This window comes from Streptococcus infantis, from assembly GCF_047464155.1.
In the GTDB taxonomy this organism is placed as follows: domain Bacteria; phylum Bacillota; class Bacilli; order Lactobacillales; family Streptococcaceae; genus Streptococcus; species Streptococcus infantis_U.
In genome coordinates this window covers 243,277-266,131 of sequence record NZ_JASHCL010000001.1, presented here as the reverse complement: position 1 = coordinate 266,131, position 22,855 = coordinate 243,277, and the positions used below count along the sequence as shown (strand labels likewise).

General features: G+C 38.2%; 20 protein-coding genes and 1 other annotated feature. Of the genes, 1 reads left to right on the top strand and 19 read right to left on the bottom strand.

What is annotated here, in order from left to right:
• The first annotated feature begins 87 nt into the window (after positions 1–87).
• On the top strand, positions 88–2,367 hold the full coding sequence (locus QM810_RS01225) for a Xaa-Pro dipeptidyl-peptidase (protein ID WP_414253557.1): 2,280 nt from the start codon (positions 88–90) through the stop codon (positions 2,365–2,367).
• A 49-nt stretch (positions 2,368–2,416) separates the two neighbouring features.
• Here the strand turns inward: QM810_RS01225 and QM810_RS01220 are convergent, their stop codons facing one another.
• From QM810_RS01220 to QM810_RS01130, 19 genes are all read right to left on the bottom strand, one after another.
• Positions 2,417–2,578, bottom strand: coding sequence for a hypothetical protein (locus QM810_RS01220; protein WP_006148428.1), 162 nt, complete (start codon positions 2,576–2,578; stop codon positions 2,417–2,419).
• Between the two features lie 9 nt (positions 2,579–2,587).
• A complete protein-coding gene (gene obgE / locus QM810_RS01215; protein ID WP_033630851.1) occupies positions 2,588–3,898 on the bottom strand; it encodes a GTPase ObgE in 1,311 nt (436 codons plus the stop codon).
• Between the two features lie 77 nt (positions 3,899–3,975).
• A complete protein-coding gene (locus QM810_RS01210; RefSeq protein WP_045615867.1) occupies positions 3,976–4,110 on the bottom strand; it encodes a DUF4044 domain-containing protein in 135 nt (44 codons plus the stop codon).
• A 29-nt stretch (positions 4,111–4,139) separates the two neighbouring features.
• Positions 4,140–4,331 (bottom strand): PspC domain-containing protein, encoded by a 192-nt coding sequence (locus QM810_RS01205; protein WP_052689745.1) that lies wholly within the window; start codon positions 4,329–4,331, stop codon positions 4,140–4,142.
• A gap of 26 nt (positions 4,332–4,357) precedes the next feature.
• Positions 4,358–5,674: a glycosyltransferase family 4 protein gene (locus tag QM810_RS01200; protein ID WP_414253556.1), complete on the bottom strand. Its 1,317-nt coding sequence runs from the start codon at positions 5,672–5,674 to the stop codon at positions 4,358–4,360.
• Positions 5,675–5,682: 8 nt separating this feature from the next.
• Positions 5,683–6,726 (bottom strand): glycosyltransferase family 4 protein, encoded by a 1,044-nt coding sequence (locus tag QM810_RS01195; RefSeq protein ID WP_414253555.1) that lies wholly within the window; start codon positions 6,724–6,726, stop codon positions 5,683–5,685.
• A gap of 108 nt (positions 6,727–6,834) precedes the next feature.
• Complete coding sequence (locus QM810_RS01190; protein WP_006145447.1) at positions 6,835–7,164, bottom strand: metal-sulfur cluster assembly factor; 330 nt, start codon at positions 7,162–7,164, stop codon at positions 6,835–6,837.
• Between the two features lie 17 nt (positions 7,165–7,181).
• Positions 7,182–8,291 carry an RNA polymerase sigma factor RpoD gene (gene rpoD, locus QM810_RS01185; protein WP_004252673.1) on the bottom strand — a complete coding sequence of 370 codons (1,110 nt, stop codon included), beginning with the start codon at positions 8,289–8,291 and terminating at the stop codon, positions 7,182–7,184.
• Between the two features lie 2 nt (positions 8,292–8,293).
• Positions 8,294–10,054 carry a DNA primase gene (gene dnaG, locus QM810_RS01180; protein WP_414253554.1) on the bottom strand — a complete coding sequence of 587 codons (1,761 nt, stop codon included), beginning with the start codon at positions 10,052–10,054 and terminating at the stop codon, positions 8,294–8,296.
• Positions 10,055–10,233: 179 nt separating this feature from the next.
• The gene (locus tag QM810_RS01175) at positions 10,234–10,665 is read right to left on the bottom strand and encodes a hypothetical protein (protein WP_414253553.1); all 432 of its coding nucleotides are present in this window, start codon (positions 10,663–10,665) and stop codon (positions 10,234–10,236) included.
• A gap of 166 nt (positions 10,666–10,831) precedes the next feature.
• On the bottom strand, positions 10,832–11,590 hold the full coding sequence (locus tag QM810_RS01170; RefSeq protein ID WP_414253552.1) for an ABC transporter ATP-binding protein: 759 nt from the start codon (positions 11,588–11,590) through the stop codon (positions 10,832–10,834).
• Complete coding sequence (locus QM810_RS01165; RefSeq protein WP_036752806.1) at positions 11,587–12,453, bottom strand: ABC transporter permease; 867 nt, start codon at positions 12,451–12,453, stop codon at positions 11,587–11,589. The genes QM810_RS01170 and QM810_RS01165 overlap by 4 nt, the downstream gene beginning before the upstream one ends.
• Positions 12,454–12,513: 60 nt before the next feature.
• Positions 12,514–13,512, bottom strand: coding sequence for a tryptophan ABC transporter substrate-binding protein (gene trpX, locus QM810_RS01160; RefSeq protein ID WP_414253551.1), 999 nt, complete (start codon positions 13,510–13,512; stop codon positions 12,514–12,516).
• Positions 13,513–13,645: 133 nt separating this feature from the next.
• Positions 13,646–13,861: a binding site (T-box leader), on the bottom strand.
• Between the two features lie 94 nt (positions 13,862–13,955).
• Positions 13,956–16,781 (bottom strand): phosphoenolpyruvate carboxylase, encoded by a 2,826-nt coding sequence (ppc, locus tag QM810_RS01155; protein ID WP_414253550.1) that lies wholly within the window; start codon positions 16,779–16,781, stop codon positions 13,956–13,958.
• Between the two features lie 23 nt (positions 16,782–16,804).
• Positions 16,805–18,016 (bottom strand): cell division peptidoglycan polymerase FtsW, encoded by a 1,212-nt coding sequence (gene ftsW, locus QM810_RS01150; protein WP_016465935.1) that lies wholly within the window; start codon positions 18,014–18,016, stop codon positions 16,805–16,807.
• A 212-nt stretch (positions 18,017–18,228) separates the two neighbouring features.
• Positions 18,229–19,218: a peptidylprolyl isomerase PrsA gene (gene prsA / locus QM810_RS01145; protein WP_414253549.1), complete on the bottom strand. Its 990-nt coding sequence runs from the start codon at positions 19,216–19,218 to the stop codon at positions 18,229–18,231.
• 74 nt (positions 19,219–19,292) lie between these two features.
• A complete protein-coding gene (locus QM810_RS01140; RefSeq protein WP_074324722.1) occupies positions 19,293–20,006 on the bottom strand; it encodes an O-methyltransferase in 714 nt (237 codons plus the stop codon).
• 1 nt (position 20,007) lies between these two features.
• Complete coding sequence (gene pepF / locus QM810_RS01135) at positions 20,008–21,810, bottom strand: oligoendopeptidase F (protein WP_414253548.1); 1,803 nt, start codon at positions 21,808–21,810, stop codon at positions 20,008–20,010.
• Positions 21,811–21,828: 18 nt separating this feature from the next.
• Positions 21,829–22,785, bottom strand: coding sequence for a competence protein CoiA (locus QM810_RS01130; RefSeq protein ID WP_414253547.1), 957 nt, complete (start codon positions 22,783–22,785; stop codon positions 21,829–21,831).
• Positions 22,786–22,855 lie beyond the last annotated feature (70 nt).

The following is a 22,855-nucleotide window of genomic DNA, read 5'->3' as shown; positions in this document are numbered from 1 at the left end:
ACTATCAGACATATCTCTACTCTTTCTGTTGTTTTCTATCTTTTTTTGATATAATGACTTTTGAAAGAATCTTCAAAGGAGGCATCTATGCGTTTTAATCAATTTAGTTATTATCCCGTTACAAACCAACAAGCTTTACAAGAATTATCTGAGCTTGGATTCAAGCTTGATCTTTCAGCTTCACATAAAGAACAGTTTGAAGCCTTTGTTAGAACTTGTTTCTTCAATTACAAAAATACCGATTATCCACTTTCCGCTTTAGCAGTTGATAAAGAAACTGATCTGCTCGCTTTCTTCAATTCAGAACGTGAATTAACTGCAGAAATTTTCTATACTGTAGTCTTTCAGTTACTAGGATTCAGTTACTTAGTAGACTTTGAAGACGGTCTGGATTTTCATCAAGAAACAGCCTTCCCTATCGTTTATGGAAATTTGATTGACAACCTCTACCAACTTCTTAATACGCGCACTAAAAAGGGAAATACCTTGATTGATCAGCTAGTTAGTGATGGTTTTATTCCTGAGGACAACTCTTACCATTACTTCAATGGCAAGAGTTTGGCAACCTTCCATACTAACAATGTCATTCGTGAAGTAGTTTATGTGGAGACTCGTGTTGATTCTGATAGAGATGGACTTCCTGACCTCATTAAGGTGAGCATAATCCGACCAACATACAACGGTATGATTCCAGCTGTTATGACTGCAAGCCCATACCATCAAGGAACCAATGATAAAGCAAGCGATAAAGCTCTTTACAAAATGGAAGCTGAGCTAGAAGTCAAGGAACCGCATGAAATTTCTCTAGAGATTCCAACATTAGACTTGGTTGAACCTGTTGGGGGAGCTGAACTCGTTCCAGAAGCTGAAGAAAAACTCACTCATATCAACAGTAGCTACACACTTAACGACTACTTCCTCCCAAGAGGATTTGCCAATATCTATGTATCAGGTCTTGGTACCAAGGATTCACAAGGTCAAATGACCAACGGAGATTACCGACAAGTTGAAGCCTATAAAAATGTTGTCGATTGGCTAAATGGTCGTTGTCGTGCCTTTACAGACCATAGTCGTAAACGTCAAGTCAAAGCTGACTGGTCAAATGGTAAAGTAGCAACTACTGGACTTTCTTACCTCGGAACAATGTCTAACGGCCTTGCCACTACAGGAGTTGATGGTTTAGAAGTCATTATTGCTGAAGCAGGTATCTCTTCATGGTACAACTATTACCGTGAAAATGGTCTTGTGACAAGCCCAGGCGGCTATCCTGGAGAGGACTTTGATTCATTAGATGAATTAACTTATTCTCGTAATCTCTTAGCTGGTGACTTTATTCGTGGTAACGAGGCTCATAAAGATTCCATAGAAGAACTCAAGAAAAATCTAGACCGTAAAACGGGTGATTATAACCAATTTTGGCATGACAGAAACTACCTACTCAATGCCCAAAAGGTTGAGGCTGAAGTTGTCTTTACTCACGGTTCACAAGACTGGAATGTAAAACCACTTCATGTCTATCAAATGTTCAATACTCTTCCAAGCAATATTAAAAAACATCTCTTTTACCATAACGGCGCCCATGTTTATATGAACAACTGGCAGTCAATTGATTTCCGTGAATCTATGAATGCCCTTTTGACACAGAAATTATTGGGTCAAAACACTGACTACCAACTACCAAGAGTCGTTTGGCAAGATAACACTAATCCTCAAACTTGGCTGCCACTTGAAGATTTTGGTAATCAAGCTGAACATAGAACTTTCTCTTTAGGTACTGAAGAAGCTGTCATTCAAAATCATTACCAGAATTCTGACTTCGAACGTTTTGGAAAAACCTACCAAACCTTTAATAATGAACTCTATCAAGGAAAAGTCAATCAGGTTAGCATAGACCTGCAAGTGACAGAAGACCTTCATCTTAATGGGCGTGTTAAACTGAACCTTCGTCTCAAGTCAAGTACAAACAAAGGCTTACTTTCTGCTCAACTTCTCGAACTTGGTCAAAAGAAATACCTACAACCATATCCAGGAGTTTTGACTGCTCGTACTATTGATAATGGTCGTTACCATATGCTGGAAAACCTTTGTGAACTACCATATAGTCCAAATGCCCAGCGTGTTATTACCAAAGGCTACCTCAATCTCCAAAATCGTCATGATTTATTGAAAATTGAAGAAGTTAAGCCAGATGAATGGATGGAATTCCAATTTGAACTCCAACCAACGATTTACAAACTAAAAAAAGACGATACAATCCGACTAGTTCTTTATACTACTGACTTTGAGATTACTATCCGTGACAATACAGACTATCAATTAACTGTGGACCTTTCACAATCTAGTCTAGAAATTCCTTATCAAAAATAGTCAGTAAACCAGAAAAACCGTGATACAAATATCACGGGTTCTTTTATTCTTATTTTTTTTCTTCGGCTTGTTTTTTCATTCTCGCAAGTCTCAATGAACGATTGGGATTGAGGCGATTAAAAAGTTCTTCTAATTTCTTTTCATTCCAGACGTCTGCTGCAGAAACAAAATTTCCGTCAGCATCTCGGAAAGATATTGGTTTATCACCCATAGCTATCTCCTAGTCTACAAATTCAAACTCAAATTTTCCAATACGGACAAGGTCGCCGTCCTTAGCACCACGAGCACGAAGAGCTTCATCAACACCCATACCACGCAACTGACGAGCAAACTTCATGACAGACTCATCACGGTCAAAGTTAGTCATATTAAAGAGTTTCATGAGTTTTTCACCTGAAAGAACCCATGTTGCATCATCGTCACGACCAATCTCAAATGGTTTTTCTTCTTCATCGAAGCCATAGTAAGCCTCTTCTTCCATTTCTGATTCGTCATAAAGAAGGAATTCTGGCGTTTTATCAAGAAGCTCAGCCGTTGCGTCTAATAGTGGTGCAAGTCCTTGCTTAGTCAAACCTGAAATTGGGAAGATTGGTGGTAATTCTTCAAATTCATCATAATTAGCAGCCAATTTTTTCTTGAATTCTTCAAGGTTTTCTTGACTCTCAGGCATATCCATTTTATTGGCAACAATAATCTGTGGACGCTCCATCAGACGAAGATTGTAAGATTCAAGTTCCTTATTGATTGCTAGATAGTCCTCGTAAGGATCACGTCCTTCGCTAGCTGACATATCAATGATATGCAGGATAACACGAGTGCGCTCGATATGGCGCAAGAACTGAGTTCCTAGTCCAACACCTTGGCTAGCACCTTCAATCAATCCAGGAAGGTCTGCAACGGCAAAGGATTCACCGGACTGGGTACGAACCATACCAAGATTTGGAACAATTGTCGTAAAGTGGTAGGCACCGATTTTTGGCTTAGCAGATGTAATCACGCTAAGGAGTGTTGATTTACCGACAGATGGGAAGCCAACCAAACCCACATCAGCAAGAATCTTAAGTTCTAACTGTAATTCACGTTCTTGACCAGGTTCTCCATTTTCTGAGATTTCTGGAGCAGGATTTTTTGGTGTTGCAAAACGGATATTTCCACGACCACCACGTCCACCATGAGCCACGATGAACTCTTGTCCGTTCTCTATCAAATCAGTGAGAACTTTACCAGTCTCAGCATCACGCACAGTTGTCCCTTGAGGTACACGGACAATCAAGTCTTCTGCCCCTCTACCATGCATTCCTTTGGTCATTCCCTTCTCGCCAGATTGGGCTTTGAAATGACGATTGTAACGGAAGTCCATAAGGGTACGTAAACCTTCGTCTACAACGAAAACAACGTTACCACCACGTCCTCCATCACCGCCCCATGGTCCACCATTAGGGACGTATTTTTCACGACGAAAGGCAACCATGCCATCGCCACCATTACCAGCCTTTACTTTAATCTTGGCTGTATCTAAAAACATACTCATATTCTCTTCTCACTTCAAAAAGGGCTGGGAAATCCCAGTCACCCAACTTATTGCCAAACAATAAAATGATTAACTTTTTAGAATCTGCTAAATACACCAATAGCAGTAGCAAAGATACCTGCCAATGTTACAAATAACATTACTAATACAACAAACATTGTAAGTTTTTCAAAGAATGTTTTTTTACGTTTACCATTATCACCGAATGCCATTTTTTCTCCTTTACTATAATACTCTGTTCTTAATATTCATCTGATACAGGAGCGATTGCCCACAAGATTAAATAAGCAATAAGTCCAGCACCATAACAGAAAGCCAAAACTCCCCAAATAACACGTACGATTGTAGGGTCGATATCAAAATAATTAGCTAAACCAGCGCATACACCACCGATTTTTTGATCTCTACCACTTCTCATAAATTTCTTTTTCATATTTTTATTTCCTTTCTTTGATTCGATTAATCATTTATATATTTTCTTAAATTTCTTAATTGTTTTCTAGATGCCTTAAGCATACGCTTCGAACCTTTAACTGGCATAGTAACAGCCTGTTGCGGGATATAGAAGACTGTCTTTAAAATACGTTTTGTAACAGGTTCGTCAGCCCCTATTTCTTTGGCAAAATTATTTGAAATAATAACGTCTAGATAAAATTCATGGACTCTTCTACCAAAATTCTCAGCAGAAATTTCATATAACTTTTCAGCCAAGTGTTTTTCATCCATCAGTGGAGTAGCAAGTAAAGCCTCAAGAATCGCTCCTGCCAAGTCCCTTTCCTCATAATAAAGGGTTCCGAACATTTTATCATTGATGAGATTATCCAAATAAGGATTACCATGGGCAATAACAGGTGTCTTACTAGCTAAACTTTCCAGATAAGTCAATCCCTGAGTTTCACTTGTAGAAGCCGATATGAAGAAATCAGCTGTCTTATAATAGAGTGCCGTCTCATTTGGCGGTATCATACCTGTAAAGATAACAGAATCTTGAATTTTTAAATCTTCTGCTTGCTCCTTAAGGGTGTCTAAATAAGGTCCATCTCCAGCTACAACCAGTTTAACATTTGGTTCTTCTTTTAGGACATCTGGTAAAGCTTTAAGAACTGCTTGAATATTCTTCTCGTACGAAACACGAGAAAGACTTAGAAGCATCTTTTCACTTTTCTTGATACCAAGTTTATCTCGGAGGTCACTGATTTGCTCAGGACCAATCTCAGGCCGTTCAAACTTGGCAAGTTCAATCCCTGTAGGAATGACACGCTTTTCAACCTTTACCTTATAATCAGATAACAAATCACGCACAATTTCACTCGGACAAATGACTCCATCAACGTCATGAAGAAATCCTCTCACAAGATACTTGACCATACCTGGACGAATCAACATACCCTTAGCAATATAGTGGACATAATCCTCATATTGGGTATGATATGTATGAATGACTGGGATTTTCAGTTCTCGAGCAATCCAAATTCCCAATAAACCAAGAGAAAACTCAGTTTGGGTATGAATAATATCGAGTTTGTATTGTTTCGCAATCTCAAGAGCTTTCGTAAATCCACGGTAAGCGAAACGACGGTCTTTAAAAGCAAAGAAAGGAACACTAGGAATACGGATAATTTGCCAGTCTTCATAGCGATTAACATCCTTATCAGTTGTCGTAAAGATAAAGACTGCATGCCCTTGCTTTTCAAGCTCAGTTTTTAAGGTTCGAATACTGGTCGCAACACCCGAGACCTGTGGGAAATAAGTATCTGTAAATAATCCAATTCGCATATACTACCTCATTTTTTTCCTAAAGCTGCTTGCTCCCGATAGAATTTTAGCCAGATTTCTAAAAGATGCTCTTCTGAGTATTCTTTTGAAATAGCCTTAGCCCTCTCTTTTAATTCTTTTAGTGCTTCTGGATGCGCTCTGTATTCCAAAATGGCTTCTTTCATCTCTTCCACATCGGTGGTTGGTCTGTAATTTCCTTCTAGAATCACCTTATAAAGATCTAAGTCCCGAAGCATAATGGGAGCTTCACAACTCGCAGCTTCTAGAATAGTCATCGGAAAGAGCTCATTATAGCTAGGAAGTAAGAACAAATCTGCCAAAGCATACAGCTCTCTCATCCGTTCTGGCTCAACAATTCCAGGGAAAATCAGATTCTCTGGAGGATTATCCATGATTTTTTTATAACGTTCATAACCATCTGTAATCCCACCAAAAGAGAAGCCTCCAGCCCAAATAAAGGTGATATCCGGTAGTTCCTCAGCAAGTGTAATGAAATCATCAATCCCTTTACGCTTTTGAACCTGCCCAGCCCCTACTACTACAAATTGATTTTCGTTCAATCCCATGTCACTTCGAAGTTTCCTTACTTCTTCTTCAGGAAGTGAATGCCATTTTTCTTTATTCACAAAGTTAGGGATGTAGGTCACCTTTTCACGAGGAATACCAGCTGCAACCAAATCTTCGATAAAAGTAGGATTAACCACAACTAAATGTTCCATACGGTCATAAAAAGAAAATACGTAGCGCTTCACAATTCCTTTTAGAAAGAATGGAATCTTCAAACTGCCCTCCAACGTATCAGGTAAGAAGTGGACATAACCAATTCTACGACCAGAACGCTTCTTTTGGAATGTTGACAAATAATAAGGAAGGTCGATTGTATGAAAATGAGTAACATCAGCTTCTACAGGAAGATTCTCCGTTACTATTAGTTGGTCTTTCGCATCACGTTTCAAAAGTTGCACAAGTTCACGGTAAGCTCCAGATACACCTTGTCCTGCTACCTTTTCACTCGAACTTAGCATATTGATGCGTAATTTCTCTTTTTCCATACTATCTATTATATCATTTTATTGAAAGAAAATCAGCAAATTAAAAGAGAGATAGCATAAAAGCTAGGGAATTTCCTAACACTTATACTATTTCTCTTTTTTATCATTCTATTTAATACCTAAAGCGATACGTGCATAGCGACTCATTTTTTCAACCGTCCAAGCTGGATACCAAACTAATTTTACTTCAACGTTAGTAACCTCTGGCACATCTGTCATAGCATCATAGATTTGATCAGTCAAGAGGTCGGCCAAAGGACAACCCATAGTCGTCAAGGTCATATCAATCTCAGTATCACCGGTATCACCATCAAATCGAATCTCATAAATTAAACCTAAGTTGACGATATCAATTCCTAATTCTGGGTCGATAACCTCTTCTAGAGCCGTCAAAATACGAGTTTTTATGTTTTCAATTTGCTCTTCTGTGTAAGCCATATTCAGTCTCCTCTATCTTAATCCTCGATAAAGTCACGAAGCGGTTTGCTTCTACTTGGTTGACGAAGTTTTCTCAAAGCTTTTGCCTCAATCTGACGAATACGTTCACGAGTGACATTAAAGACTTTACCCACATCTTCTAGAGTACGCATTTTACCATCATCAAGACCGAAACGTAGACGAAGAACATTTTCTTCTCTATCAGTCAAGGTATCTAGAACTTCATCCAACTGCTCACGCAAGACGATACGAGTTGTATAGTCAACTGGATTTTCAATCACTTCATCTTCGATAAAGTCACCAAGGTGGCTGTCATCTTCTTCACCAATTGGTGTTTCAAGAGAAACTGGTTCTTGAGCAATTTTAAGGATTTCACGAACCTTATCAGGTGTCATATCCATACGTTCTGCAATTTGCTCAGGAGTAGGATCTTGTCCTAACTCTTGAAGAAGATTACGTTGTTCACGAACAAGCTTGTTAATTGTTTCCACCATGTGAACTGGGATACGGATGGTACGAGCTTGGTCAGCAATGGCACGGGTAATAGCCTGACGGATCCACCAAGTTGCATAAGTTGAGAATTTGAACCCTTTAGAGTAGTCAAATTTATCAACGGCTTTCATAAGCCCCATGTTACCTTCTTGGATTAAGTCAAGGAATTGCATTCCACGTCCAACATAGCGTTTCGCGATAGACACAACCAAACGAAGGTTAGCTTCTGCTAGACGTTGCTTAGCTTCAACATCACCTGCTTCAACAGCAAGAGCCAACTCTTTTTCTTCTTCGTTTGTAAGAAGAGGTACAACCCCAATTTCTTTCAAATACATGCGAACAGGATCGTTAACCTTGGCAGATGTAGAACCAATTAAATCCTCATCGCTAAGTTCGGGTTCTTCCTCAGTACTTAGAACACGTTCACTTGGGTTTCCTTCGTTATCCGTGATTGCAATACCAGCATCTTGAATACGTTGCAACAGGTTTTCAATCCCTTCAACATCAAGAGCGAAAGGAATTACAAGAACATTGTTGATTTCGTCATCTGTCGCAGTACCAGTTTTCTTATGGTTACGAATAAACTCAGCGACTTGGACATCAAAAGTTGTTACTTCTTTTTGTTTTTTTGCCATTCTTACTCCATTCTTCTTTTTTGGGCAATTAAGCGTTCAAGCTCTTCTAAAGCAGTATCAGTATCACCTACATGACTAGCTTCCTGAACCTTCTTTTTGATTTGCAAGTTTTGTTGATTCAAAAGAGCACGATTACGAGACTCTTCCACTTCTTTTAGTTCTTCTGGAGACATTTCAGAAGGTAGATCCAAGGCTAACACTTGGTACCAAGCATTTTCCACTTCTCTAGTCTGATTTGCTAAATCTTCAGAAGATATCGAACCATTATCAATCAAGAGTCCATACAAGGTCTGAAACTCTGGAGTTTCAAATACAAAATCATCTCTCAAACGATAATCATTCAACACAAGGGGGTGCTCCATCATACGATAAAGAATATGTGCTTCAGCTCTCATGACTGCCGTCAATTGTTTAGAAACTGACATGGTAATTGGTGTCGGATTAACAACCTGCTTAACCTTCTCTTGTCTCTGTCTAACACGACTTTCGTTGATAATGTGCTCAACTTGTTGATAATCAAAAGATGGTAAATGATCTGTCAACAAATGAATATAGGTGTTCTGGGCTGTGATAGAAGGTTCTTTGACGATAAGAGGTGCAATTTTCTCGATAAAATCAATCTGTGCTTGAAGATTTTCACTATTACTAGGTTTGTAATGATGGATATAAAACTCAATCGGACTGATTCGAGTATTGGATAAAAGATAAGCCAAATCCTCTGGAGAATTCTTTTGTAAATACTCATCAGGGTCCATTGCATCTGGAATCTGAACAATTTGAACTGGTAAATCACCAAATTCCTCTAGAGCTTTAGCAGTTGCTGCTTGTCCTGCCTTATCACCATCATAAGTGATAATCACTTTTTTTGTAAAGCGTTTGAGATGTTCAACGTGTTCAGCAGTCAAGGCTGTTCCCATGGAAGCTACTGCATTTTCAATACCAGCACGGTAGGCTGCAATGACATCCATAAAACCTTCCATTAGATAAATTTCAGGAGCCTTACCAGACCCTTTTTTTACCCTATCCAAATGATATAATTCGTAACTCTTATTAAAAATTGCCGTCGCGCGACTATTTTTATACTTGGCAGTTTGAGAATCCGTCTCTTGCCAAACACGACCAGAAAAAGCAATTACCTTACCTTGATCGTTAGAGAGTGGAAATATAATCCGGTTATGGAAGGTATCAAAGAATTGATTACTCTCGGAAAGATAAAATAGACCTGAATCCAGCAAGTCCTTCTCACTATAATCGTCTGCTAAACGCTGATAAAGATAAGAGCGTTCTGCTGGAGCTAGACCAATCATAAAATGTTTAATGACATCATCGGTCAAGCCACGTTTATAGAGATAGTTTCTCGCCTCCTCACCCATCTTAGTCGTCATTAGGATTGCATGATAAAAGCGTGCAGCCTTATCATGCATCTCATAAAGATTTTGATGGGGTGACGTATGTTGGACAGGGTTGTGTACAGGAGTTTCAAGATGTATCCCAAGACGTTCGCCTAGAATCCTCACGGCATCGGCAAAGGTTACTTGTTGATATTCTTCAATGAATTTAAAGACATCTCCAGAACGGCCACAACCAAAACAGTGGTAAAACTGCTTATCTTCAACTACGTTAAAGGAAGGGGTCTTTTCACCATGAAAAGGACAGAGCCCTAAAAAGTTCCGTCCAGATTTTTGTAAGGAAATTACTTCTCCTATGATTTCGACAATATTGGTATTGTTTTTGATTTCTTCGATGACTCTCTTGTCAACCATATACAATACCTCCATTTTATCACAGTTTACTTTATATAGTATACTTTATTTCTGAAAAAAAGTAAACCATTTCATACACTTTACATGAGACTATTTCATAAGTTTACAGTTGTCATGAAAAAGTGAATCTTTTGAGCAAACCATTCTAATATTTGAAAGAAAAATAGAAAAATTAAAGACTATTTCACTTGATTTTCGAGATTATTTTTCAATATCCTGCTAATATACTGACCATCTTTTCTACTAATGCAAGCCGTTGCATAAGTCAATGGTGCTTTGTATACCACTCCTCTATAGGATGGATCAGTCAATACAGGCATAGAATAATAGGCGTTCTTTTTATTTTTAAGATCAATAAACCATTTTCCTCCTAGGTGCTTACGGAAGGTTTCACCGATATAAACGGTCAAATAATCCAACATCTTGCGGTCTGCTATCAAAGCATGGTGGTCTTCGTAGTGAGCCAAGATCCAAGCCTCCAAATCATCCAAGGACTGCATGCTATAGTCTAAATGAAGGCCTTGTTCCTCAGCAAACTCCCTAGTAAAATAGTCCATCTTAAATCCAATTTGAAAAATCCATTCTTGAAAATCTTCTTGTGTGTATGCCATGTGTTTATCTCCTTACTTCTATTAAAGTTTAAGATTCTTAGATTGATTCCATTATAAAGTAAAATTGGCAAAAAAGGAAATATGAATAAAGTTTAAACGCCACTAAAAAAACCTAGAAGCGAAATCTTACTTCTAAGTTTTTAAGGATACTTGATTTAAAAATTATCTACTCAAATAGTTGATAGTAATCAGAAATCTTCATCTTGGCTTTTTCATCCTTGTTTAAATCTTGAATGATTCGTCCTTCTTTCATGACAATGAGGCGATTTCCATACTTGAGAGCATCTTCCATATGGTGGGTAATCATCAAAGCAGTCAGATGGTCCTTACTGACAAAGTCATCCGTTAATTCCATCAAAGCCACACTAGTTTTAGGGTCAAGCGCAGCTGTGTGCTCATCCAATAAAAGGAGTTCTGGACGTTTTAAGGTTGCCATTAAGAGACTCAAAGCCTGTCTTTGTCCACCTGACAAGAATTCAATCGGTGTATCCAAGTGTTTTTCTAGTCCATTTCCAACCTTCTCAATGGTTGCTTGAAATTCTTCCTTGTAAGCTGAGAGTCTTCTTGGAAAGAGACCACGTTTTTCTCCACGGAATTTTGCAATCAAGAGATTTTCTGCAACCGTCATACGAGGGGCAGTTCCCATCTTAGGATCTTGGAAGACACGAGAAAGGTACTTAGCACGTTTTTCAGGTCTGAAATTTGTGACATCCTCACCCATGATGCGAATACTACCACTGGTTAAAGGTAAAGTTCCTGCAATGCTATTAAAAAGGGTTGACTTTCCTGCTCCATTTCCACCCAAGATTGTGATGAAGTCATGTTCATAAATATCAAGCGAAACATCGTTTAGGATAATCTTTTCTTCATCAAATCCACTTTTCACAATTTTTGTGGCATTTTTCAATTCTACAATCGCTGTCATTTGCTTAACTTGACTCCTTTCAAGTATTTATCCTTAAGGGTTGGAATTACCAAGCAAGTTGCTAGGATAAGAGCACTGTATAGACGGAGGTAGCTAGTGTTAAAGCCGAGAGCAATGACTCCCCATACCAAGAATTGGTAACTAATAGAACCAACAACTATAGTAACCAAGCGTTCTGCTAGAGTTAGACTCTTGAAGAGAACTTCACCGATAATCAAGCTTGCAAGACCAACTACGATAACCCCGATACCACGAGAGACATCGGCATAGCCTTCTTGTTGAGCGATAAGAGCGCCAGCAAGTGCGATCACACCATTTGACAAGACCAAGCCCATAAGCTCCATACGTCCAGTATTGATACCAAAACTACGAGCCATATCTGGATTATCTCCTGTCGCGATATAGGCCTGTCCAAGTTTGGTATCTAGGAAGAAAAGCATGAGAAGGATAACCAAAGTCACAAAAATCAAGCCTGTAAATAATTGATTAACCTCAGATGAGAAAGGAAGAACATCCTGGATTTGTTTGGTTCCCAAAAGCCCAAGGTTTGCGCGTCCCATAATCATGAGCATGATAGAATGGCAAGAAGTCATCACCAAAATACCAGACAAGAGTGTTGGAATCTTTCCTTTCGTGTAAAGAAGACCAGTCGCTAAACCTGCAAGACAGCCTGCTCCAACAGCTACTAAGGTAGCAAGAAAAGGATTGACTCCTTGTGTGATTAGAGTTACTGCTACCGCTCCTCCCAACGGGAAAGAGCCCTCCGTTGTCATATCTGGAAAGTTGAGGATTCGAAAGGTCATAAAGATTCCCAAACCTAGAATAGCCCAGACAAATCCTTGTGAAATTATCGATACTATCATGTTACATTCATTTCCTTCTTTTAAAAATTGGAGGAGATGTCTCCAACTCCTCCTTCATTCTTATTCGATTACTTGACCAGCTTCTTTAAGAACTGATTCTGGAATAGTGATTCCAAGTTCTTGAGCTAGTTTTTTGTTGATAACTGATTTACCAGTTGAGAAGACATTGACTGGAGTATCAGCAGGTTTTTCACCCTTCAAGACTTTAGCGATCATCTTACCAGTAGCCACACCAAGATCGTGTTGATCCACAACGACTGATGCCAAACCACCGGCTTCTACCATTGCAGTTGCACTTGGATAGATTGGTTTTTTAGCTGTTTGGTTACTTGATACTACAGTTGAGAACGCAGATGCGATTGTGTTGTCAATTGGAACCCAGATTGCATCTACTTTTCCAGTCATGACGTTTACTGTAGAAGCAATTTCGTTAGTTGATGGAACTGCAAAAGTTTCTACTTTCAAACCAGCTTTTTCAGCGTAAGTTTTGAACTCTTCAACTTGAGATTTAGAGTTATCTTCACTACTTGAGTAGAGAGCTCCGATTGTTTTAACATCAGGTGTCAAAGCTTTAATTAATTCAACTTGTTGCTCAGCAGGGTTGTGGTCAGATACACCTGTGATGTTCCCACCTGGTTTTTCCAAATCTGTTACAAGGTTAGCACCGATTGGGTCAGTTACAGCTGCCATAATAACTGGAAGATCTTTTGTTGCACTTGCAAGCCCTTGAGCTGCTGGAGTTGCGATACCGACAACAACATCGTTTCCGTTTGCTACTAATTGTTTACTCATTGTCGCAACCTTACTTTGGTCACCTTCTGAGTTCATAAAGTCGATTTTAACTTGGTCACCTTTATAACCTTCTTCAGCAAGTCCATCTTGGATACCTTGGTAAATCAAATCAAGTGATGGATGGCTGACGAATTGTAAAACACCAACTTTAGCTGTCTTGTTAGCTGTCTCTGTTTTAGTTTCTTGTTTCGTTAAGTTAGAGTAGACCAAGCTTCCTCCAACTACAAGTGCTAGTGCTGCAATAATACCAATTAAACGTTTATTCATATCTATTTCTCCTTATTTTTCTTAAACTTAGTAATGTTCATTTCACTTTCAATATAACTCTACCAAGCGTCGCCATCGCTTAATTTCCATAAAATTGCCTCCCCATAGAAAAAGTCCTCACACAAAAAACTTGTGTGAGGACGTCGATGCGCGGTGCCACCTCAATTATAGGAACTTGTCCTATCGCTCTTACTCGCTTCACGAGTTGCACTGTAAGGTGTGCTCACCGAATTCTTATGATTTCAAATTCTTAATAACATTCAGCCCAATTTTCATCACTTCCACTTATCTGTTTCCACCAACCACAGACTCTCTAAAAAATTTCAATGATTACTTTCTGAATGTTTAAATTATATCATTTTACTAAAACTTGTCAAGGCTTTTTATGAATTATTTTTTAAAATTATGAAAATTCCTACGGTTTTTAAAAAATATAGCTTGTATTAACCTGAATTACGTAATCCTGTAGCAATTCCGTTAATAGTTGTATGAATCAATCTTTCTTCATCTGAAGAAAGCTCGCCACGACGTTGACGCTTAATCAATTCCAACTGGATATAGTTAAGGATATTGAAATAAGGCATACGGTAGTTCAAACTGTCTTTCAAGTAAGTATTTTCTGCCAAAAGTTCATCATAGCCTTCAATAGCCAGGATAACATTCTTAGTCAATTGCCATTCATCCAAAATAGTATAGTAGATTGCTTGTACTTCTTCACTTTCACAAAGTTTAGCATATTCAAAAGCAATATTCATATTTGATTTTGACAAGACCATATCAACGTTAGATAGGAGTGACTGGAAGAAAGGCCAGTTCTGATACATGTCACGAAGGTATTCAATATTTTTGGGATCTTGATCAATAAATTCCTTGAAGCTTGACCCAACACCATACCAACCTGGGAACATGACACGACTTTGTGACCATGAGAATACCCAAGGAATGGCACGTAGACCACCAATTTCAGTGATTGTTTTACGTGCTGCTGGACGAGAACCAATATTAAAGCTTGAGATATTCTTGATTGGACTAGATTCAAAGAAATAATCGTAGAAATGATCATTTCCAAATACTAGTTCACGGTAGATATCATAGCTACGACTGACTACTTGGTCCATGATTGCCTCATAGCGATTTGACGTATTAGTATCACTCTTCTTCTGTGTAATCATACGGTTGATAGCCGCTGATACCAACATTTCCAAGTTATAGTAAGCTGCATCCTTGTTTCCGTATTTATTTCCGATAACTTCTCCTTGTTCAGTTAATCGAATACGGTCCTTGATTGATTTGAGTGGTTGAGAAGCAATGGCGTCATAAGTAGGGCCACCACCACGACCAACAGTACCACCACGACCGTGGAAGAAGGTTACTTTGACTCCAAATTCATCACCGATAGCGGTTAATTGTTGTTGAGCTTTGTATAATGTCCAACAAGATGATAGATAACCACCATCCTTATTACTATCAGAGTACCCTAGCATGATTTCTTGATAATTATCTTTTGAAGCAATCCACTTCTTAGCAAGCGGTAAAGAGAAATACTTTCTCATAGTCTCTTCGGAATGATCCAAATCCTCAATTGTTTCAAAGAGAGGCACGATTTGAACACGTGCTTTTTCAGCATCTACAAGACCGACTTCTTTCAGCATAATCGCCAATTCTAACATATCAGACACGCTGGTTGCATGAGAAATAATCGTTTGACGAATGACGTCTTCTCCCAAACGATCTTTTAATTCACGTGCAGTTTGGAAAATGGCTAATTCTTTTTCAAGAAGTTCAGACTTTTCAGCATGAGTAGCTGACAAGATTCGAGGGTCTTCTAATAGTTCATGTAAAAGCAACTCGCACTTCTCATCTTCTGAAAGATCGCTATAATGGTCATTAATTCCAGCAGATGCTAACAATTCAGCAACACAGGCTTCATGAACACTTGAGTCTTGGCGCATATCGATAGATGCCAAGAAGAAACCAAAGACTTCAACAGCCTCCAAAAGCTCAGCAAACTCTCCAGTAAGCAAGGCTTCTGCCTTATTTTCAAGCAATGAATCTTTAATGATAGCTAAGTCTTGTTTAAATTCTTCAATTGTTTCGTAGTAAGGAGGACGATCTTCAGCCAATTCTTGAATGGCTCCTGAGAGACGATTACTAATATAGTCAGTAACCACTCCTTGTTGATGTCCTTGAGTTCCAAAGAGTCGTTCAATATGATGGCGTTCATCTGCTGATGAGCCGACAAGAGCCCACTCTTTCAAATTTAAGAGAGTTTGAATTAATTTTGATTGAATAAAGTGAAAAGCCCGACGATAAGGTTCTTTCTCGCGGAAAACAGATGTATCACTAGATTGAGCAGCCATTTCTTCAACAGCCTTGCTTGTCTTAGATAAATTAGTAGAAAGAGAGAAAGTACGGTAGAGACTAGAAATCTTACTGATGTAGTAGTTTAAGATCACTTCACTTTGAATGGTAGCCGAACGCATGAGTGTTTCAGCAGTTACAAATGGATTGCCATCACGGTCTCCACCAATCCACATTCCCATGGTGATAGGTTTTGCTTGTTTTAGGTCAATTCCCTGCTCTTTTGCAAGACGCTTATACTCTAACATTAGATTTGGTACAGCTTGTAGGAAAGAACTATTGTAATATTCCATCACGTTTGTGATTTCATTCGTTACTTTTAGTTTCTTCTCACGAATCATATCCGTCTGCATGATAATCTCAATGTAGCGACGAAGATCATTGTGCCATTTTTCTTTGTTAATAAGTCCCATTCTCACATCACGGTATTTACGCAAGAGAGTATGGATATGATTAGTCAAGTCCAGCATACTCTTACGTTGAACCTGAGTTGGATGGGCTGTTAATACTGGCACCACGTTCAGATGTTCAAGAATTTCAGCCGCATTTTCTTTTTCAGCAACCATTTCAATGGTTGTTGACAATTTACCAAGATAATCTTGATCAATATTGTTTAGATGGTTAATCTCATAAGCTAAGTCTACGTCTTCGGAGATGTTAATCAAAAGTGGTAAAATAGAGAAATATCTGGAGATGTAGACCATTTCATCATTTGAAAGGCTTCTCACTACCTTATCTAGTCCTTGATAGTCTAGATTTGATGATAGCTTCTTCAACTGCATAATCTTGTCAAAAGTCTCAGCAGGAAGCATATTTTTCGTGATATCTTCAAGTAAATCTGTCAAGATTTGAACTTCTTCTTGGACTACAGTTTTGTTTCTGTTATTTTCTAGTTTTTGAAGAGACATATTTTTCTCCTTGTCACATTTTCTTAGAGCTGTGCTTCATATTCGCTGTAGAGTTTTGCACGTTTTTCACTAGCATCGATATTTAACACAAAGGCGATAGCTACTGATAGAACCAGGAGACTATTCCCCCCTTGTGAAAGGAATGGGAAGGTTACACCTGTTGAAGGGATCAATCCTGAAATCCCTCCGATATTAACGAATACCTGAATTAAAATCATTCCACCAATACCGATTGCTACCATAGAGTTAAACGGATCTTTTGCTCGTACCCCCACTAAAATAATACGAAGAATTAGGAAGAATAATAGAGCTAAGATAAGACTGGCACCAACAAATCCAAACTCTTCAATCACAATAGAGAAAACGAAGTCCGTGTGTGCCTCAGGTAGATAGCCTCGTTTTTCGATAGAGTTTCCTAATCCTAGTCCAAACCATCCTCCATTTACCATAGCATAGTATGAATTTGCCAACTGGTGTCCTGCACCAGCGACATCATCAAATGGATTAAAGAAAGCACTGAATCGTTTAGCTACGTATCCAAATACTGGAATCTTAGAAAACTTATCAACACCAACAAGCTTAATGGTTGTTAGAGAAACAAAGGATAAACTGGTCAATACTCCAAGAATAGTTGCAAACCATCGGTGAGCTATCCCACTAATTGAGTACATCAACAATGCTACCAAAAAGAGAATTGTAGCATTTCCAAGGTCAGGGAAAATAGCCAAACTACCAATCATGACTAGAAGGACAAATCGCCAATCGTTAAACGCTCTAGGAAACCATTGGTTTTGAGTTAATACTTGGAAATCATAAACGGCAATTTCTTCTTGTTGTTTTGAAAAGCGTTGAGCCAAGTACCAAATGATGATAATTTTCAAGTATTCCGCAGGCTGAACAGTAATAGGTCCTACTTTGATCCAACCGTAAGCACCATTGATGGGAATCCCAATCAAACGTGCTAAAGCTAGTAACACTAACTCAGCAAACATAACGATAAATAACAAACGTTCGTTTCGAAGAAAACCAAGTTTCAGCTTATAGATTACTGCAATAAGCAACAAACTAACGATCCAAAATAAGCCCTGATTTCGAACCAATTGAAAGGCGCTCTTACCCTCCTGAATCAAGGATGCACTTGTTGTCGAATATACCACTATCAATCCCAGAACGGATAAGAGAATATAGGGCACTAAAATAGAGTAATTCAACAGGTGCCTTTTACTAATTTTCATATTTCACCATCTACTAAATTTTTAATTTTCTATTAATTCTAGTTTTACATGCTATTATACCACTTTTTAGACTAGAAAAAAACTCTTATCCGTTAAAGCCTAGAATTTAAGCTTTTAGAATTCACAAACATTTATTTATATTTTTAACTTTTAGCTAAGAAAACTTCAAAAAAACTCTACCTTTCAAGAGTAGAAAGATAGAGTTGTCATCATTAGTTTGAAGATGTTGTTGTCGTTTCAGCTGCAGTTGTTGTCGTTTCAGTTGCTGCTGATGTAGTTGTTGTTTGAGTTGTTGTATCACTTTGAATGTACTGAGTAAAGATATTTTGGAAGGCTTGATCTTTAACCTTGATATTTGCCGCCTGCAACTCTTTACTAATTACACCTTGAACAAAAGTAGCATCATTTTGTTTTTGAGTCAAGATAACTGTCTTCAATTTTTCTTTATAATCTTCCCAGTTAGAAGATTTTTCTGTTTTCTTGGTCAATTTCACAATATAGAAACTGTTTGAATAAGCTTGTGTACCTGGAGCTGTGATCACATCAGAGATTCCATCAACATTAAGGGCAAAGGCTGCTTTTTTAACAACGTCTGGCAATTCTGTTGATGCAGAGTCGAAGGTGATTTCTCCACCATTTGCTTTTGTCTTTTCGTCAGTTGAATTATCCTTAGCCAATTGTGCGAAGTCAGCTCCAGATTCTTTAGCTTTAGCAAGAACTTCTTTAGCCTTATCTTCACTATCAAGTTTAATAATTTGCGCAGTTACTTCTGGTGTGTATTCATCGTAAGCTTTTTTGTAGTTCTCATCCGTCAATTCAGCTTCTGCAGCTTTTTTAACAGCATACTCAACCAATTTACTTGTACGAATTTGAGCTTTACGGCTTTCTGCTGTCATACCAGCACGAGAAAGAACGATTTGATAGCTATCACCATATCTTTTTTGCTCTTCTGCTACTGCATCTTCTACTTCTTTGTCACTTACTTCAGATCCATATTGTTTTTCAAAAACTTTTTGGATTGTCATATTGAGCAAAATTTGTTGAGCAGTTGGGTTGTTTTTCACTTCTTCATAAAATTGGTGCTCAGTGATGACATCACCCTTCATACTGATGAGGTCAGCTCCTTGAGAGCTATTTGAACAAGCAGCCAAAGTAGCTACTGATAACAAAGTGATGGCACCAGCCAATAATTTTTTCTTCATGTTTACTCCTTTTTATACACTAGATAAATGTTTACCTTATCTATTTTACTAAATTGTCTTAAAAATATCTGAAATTAATCAACATCAGGCAGTTCTATTTCTGCTTGATTCTTTCTTAGCATCAAGATTCCATCTCCAAGAGGAACTAGACTAGCTGTTAATCCTGGATTGTTTAGAGTTGCGTCAAATAGTCTTTGCAAACCACGATAAATGGTTCGTTGCCCGCGTCGGACTTCCATAATATCCTTAGCAATGTCTCCACCTTGGAAAATATCATCCAAGACAACTACTCCACCAACCTCAAGGTGTTTTAGGATTTCTGGCAAAAATACGATGTATTTGGATTTTGCAGAATCCATAAAAACAAAATCATAGGTCTCTGTCAATGTTGACAAAACGTCTACCGCATCGCCTTCCAAAAGAGTGATTTGTTGGCGATTATCAAACTTGGCGAAATTTTCCTTGGCAAAACCAATCATTTCAGGATTCCGATCAATGGTTGTAATTTTAGCCTCTGGGGCATGTTGAGCCATTAAAAGTGCCGAAAAGCCAATTGCCGTTCCAATTTCTAAAATATTTTTTGGTTGAATTGTTTCCATTAGGAAACGGAAATAAGCGACTGTTTCATGAGGAATGATAGGAATATTCTCCTTGCGAGCAAAGTTTTCTAGTTCTTTTAAAGAACCAGTCACCTGCTCTTGTCTATGGCGCATAAATTCCACAATCTCATCCTTAACAACAGGCCGTCGCATGTTATGGTTAGCATTTTTACTGTATGACTCAACCATTTTATGCTAATCCTAATTTTTCAACAAGGGCTTCGAACTCATCCAAACGGCGTTCAAAGACTGCAAAGGCATCATTAAGATAGTCTTCTTTTTCCATATCAACACCAGCTTTTCGCATGATATTTAGAGGATAGTCTGACTTCCCAGCCTTGAGGTAATCAATATAACGGTCACGATCATCTTGACTACCGTGAACAATCTTTTCAGCCAAGGCCGAAGCTGCTGCAAAGCCTGTTGAATATTGATATACATAGTAATTATAGTAGAAATGAGGGATACGAGCCCACTCGTATTGAATTTGAGGGTTGTCTTCCTTGCTCAAGCCATAATATTCTTGGTTCAAGTCAGCATAGAGATTGTTTAAGAACTCGCTTGTCAAGACTTCTCCATTTTGATCGGCTTGGTGAATAGCATGTTCAAATTCAGCGAATTGAGTTTGACGGAAGACTGTTCCACGGAAACCATCCAAGAAGTTGTTTAGAATAGCGAAGCGTGTTGCGTCATCTTGAACTTCTTGCAATAATTTTTCAGTTAAGATATTTTCATTGGTTGTTGAAGCAATTTCTGCCAAGAAGATTGAGTAATCTCCGTATACATAAGGTTGTGTTTCACGCGTGTAGCTAGAATGCATACTGTGACCTGTCTCATGTACCAGAGTAAATAGATTATCGAGATTATCTTGCCAGTTAAGAAGCATGAAGGCGTTGGTATCATAAGAACCGCCAGAATATGCACCTGAACGTTTGCCTTGGTTTTCATACACATCAATCCAACGTTCGCTAAAGGCGCGTTTAACACGACTCAAGTAATCCTCACCAAGAACAGCTAAAGCTTCCTCTGCCTTCTTCAAGGCTTTCTCATAAGTAAAGCTGTATTCTACTGAAGACAATGGTGTATAAACATCATACATTTTAAGGTCTGGAATACCCAAAATTTTTGAACGAAGCGCGAGATAACGATGCAATAATGGTAAATGCTTACGAACCGCAGATACTAAGTTGTCATAGACACTTTCTGGAACAAAGTTCGCTGCAAGAGCTGCTTCACGCGCACTCTTGTAGTTCCGAACTTTTGCACGGTAGTTTTGTACTTTTACATTTGTCTGCAAGGTTTTAGCGTAGGTATGTTGATATTGCTCATAGGTAGAGTATAGTGCTTCATATGCACCACGACGAACCTCACGGTTCTTAGATTCTACTAAGCGCATATAGACGCCGTGTGACAACTGCACTTCGTTTCCATCTTCATCTTTAACAAATGGAAAGACGATATCTGCATTATCTAAGATAGCAAAGGTTTCACTAGCTGCCCCGAAGATTTCTCCAGCACCTGCAAGCAACTCTTCTTCACGTTGTGAAAGGACATGTTCCTTATTTTGCAAGAGTTTATCAAAGAAGTGTTTATAAGGCTGAAGATTTGGTTCTTCTGCTAAAAAGTTTTGATACTGCTCTTCAGTAATTGCCATAAATTCTGGCTCATAGAAAGAGAATACCTGGTCGAGTTGACTGTATAGAGTCATTGCTTTTGCATAGTATTCTTGATATTTAGCAACTCGTGTATCCTGATCGTTTTTCATATGAGCGTAGACATAGAGTTTTTCAAGACGACGACTCAAATCCAAATAACGCTCTGTAATATTAAGAAGGCTTTTTGCGCTATCCAAAAGATGTCCCTCAAGACTAGCTGCTTCTTTTGTATCCTCAGTTAATAGGGCTAATTCTTCTTCCCATTTTTGGTCTGTTTCAAAGATCGTTGATAGATCCCATGTATCTTTTTCATTGATTTCATTTCGTTGTAATACCATAAATTTCCTCCATCCTTTCTATTTTACCATATTTTTCGAGAAATAATGCTGATAAAAGGCAGGTGGGTAGAGCTTTTGTTGCTGATTTTGTGGATTCAGTTCATAATAAGCCTGAAAGTTGCGGTAATAATCATATAGATTTTGACTTATCTGACAAAAATGACCATGTTCTATCGGCCTTACTTGGGGATACCAGTCCTGATTTTTTAGATTTAAAAGATTTTCTCCTCTTAAGTAAGCTTGGGCTTGTTGTTTCATCCAATAGGGATTTTGATAGTAGAGCTGTTTTTGAATGTAATGACAAATATTCTTGTCCTGTTCGACTGAAAAAACAGTTAGCTCTTGCTGCTGATAAGGACTACGTAAAATTTCTAGGAGATTTCCTTTGCCATAAGAAAATTCCTTGACCTGATAATGGAGTTTTCCTTTCAAATCTTGGTGAAGGAGGTATTTGAGCCTCAAAAATTGTTTTTTATGGTCTAACTCCCAAAGATAAAATCCCATATTATGACTAAAATAAAGAAAATCTCTTTGAAGTTTAGTTAGTCGCTCTTTTAGCCAGAGCTTTTCTCCCAATAACCAAAGAACTTGAATTCCCAAACTTCGATAACCATTACTTCTCTCCCGTAAAAGTTCGCAAGAAATAGGACTACACTGAACTTCCAGTGCTAATTGCTTATTGATAAAGATATCTGCGATTTGCTTAAGTTCAGGAATCGGATACTCCATTTCTACTTCAGCATCTTTCTTAGCCCAATTAAAAAGTGCCACCTTATTCTCTAAATGTTCTGGTCCTTCGTTCTCATGATAAAAATCACAACTTTTTAAACTTTCATGCGCAAAATGAGTTCTTACATTTTTTCCTTTTTTCAAGCGAACACTCGTTCCGCAAGCTGGACAATAATAAGCTTGTTTCTTTACTTCATTCTCTAACGCGTTAATTAAATGACCTTTTTTATCTCTAGCTAGAAACATATATCCCCCTTTTCTACTTTATTCGAAAAGGATAAGAAAAGAGAGTGGGACAGAAATCGATAATTTGTTA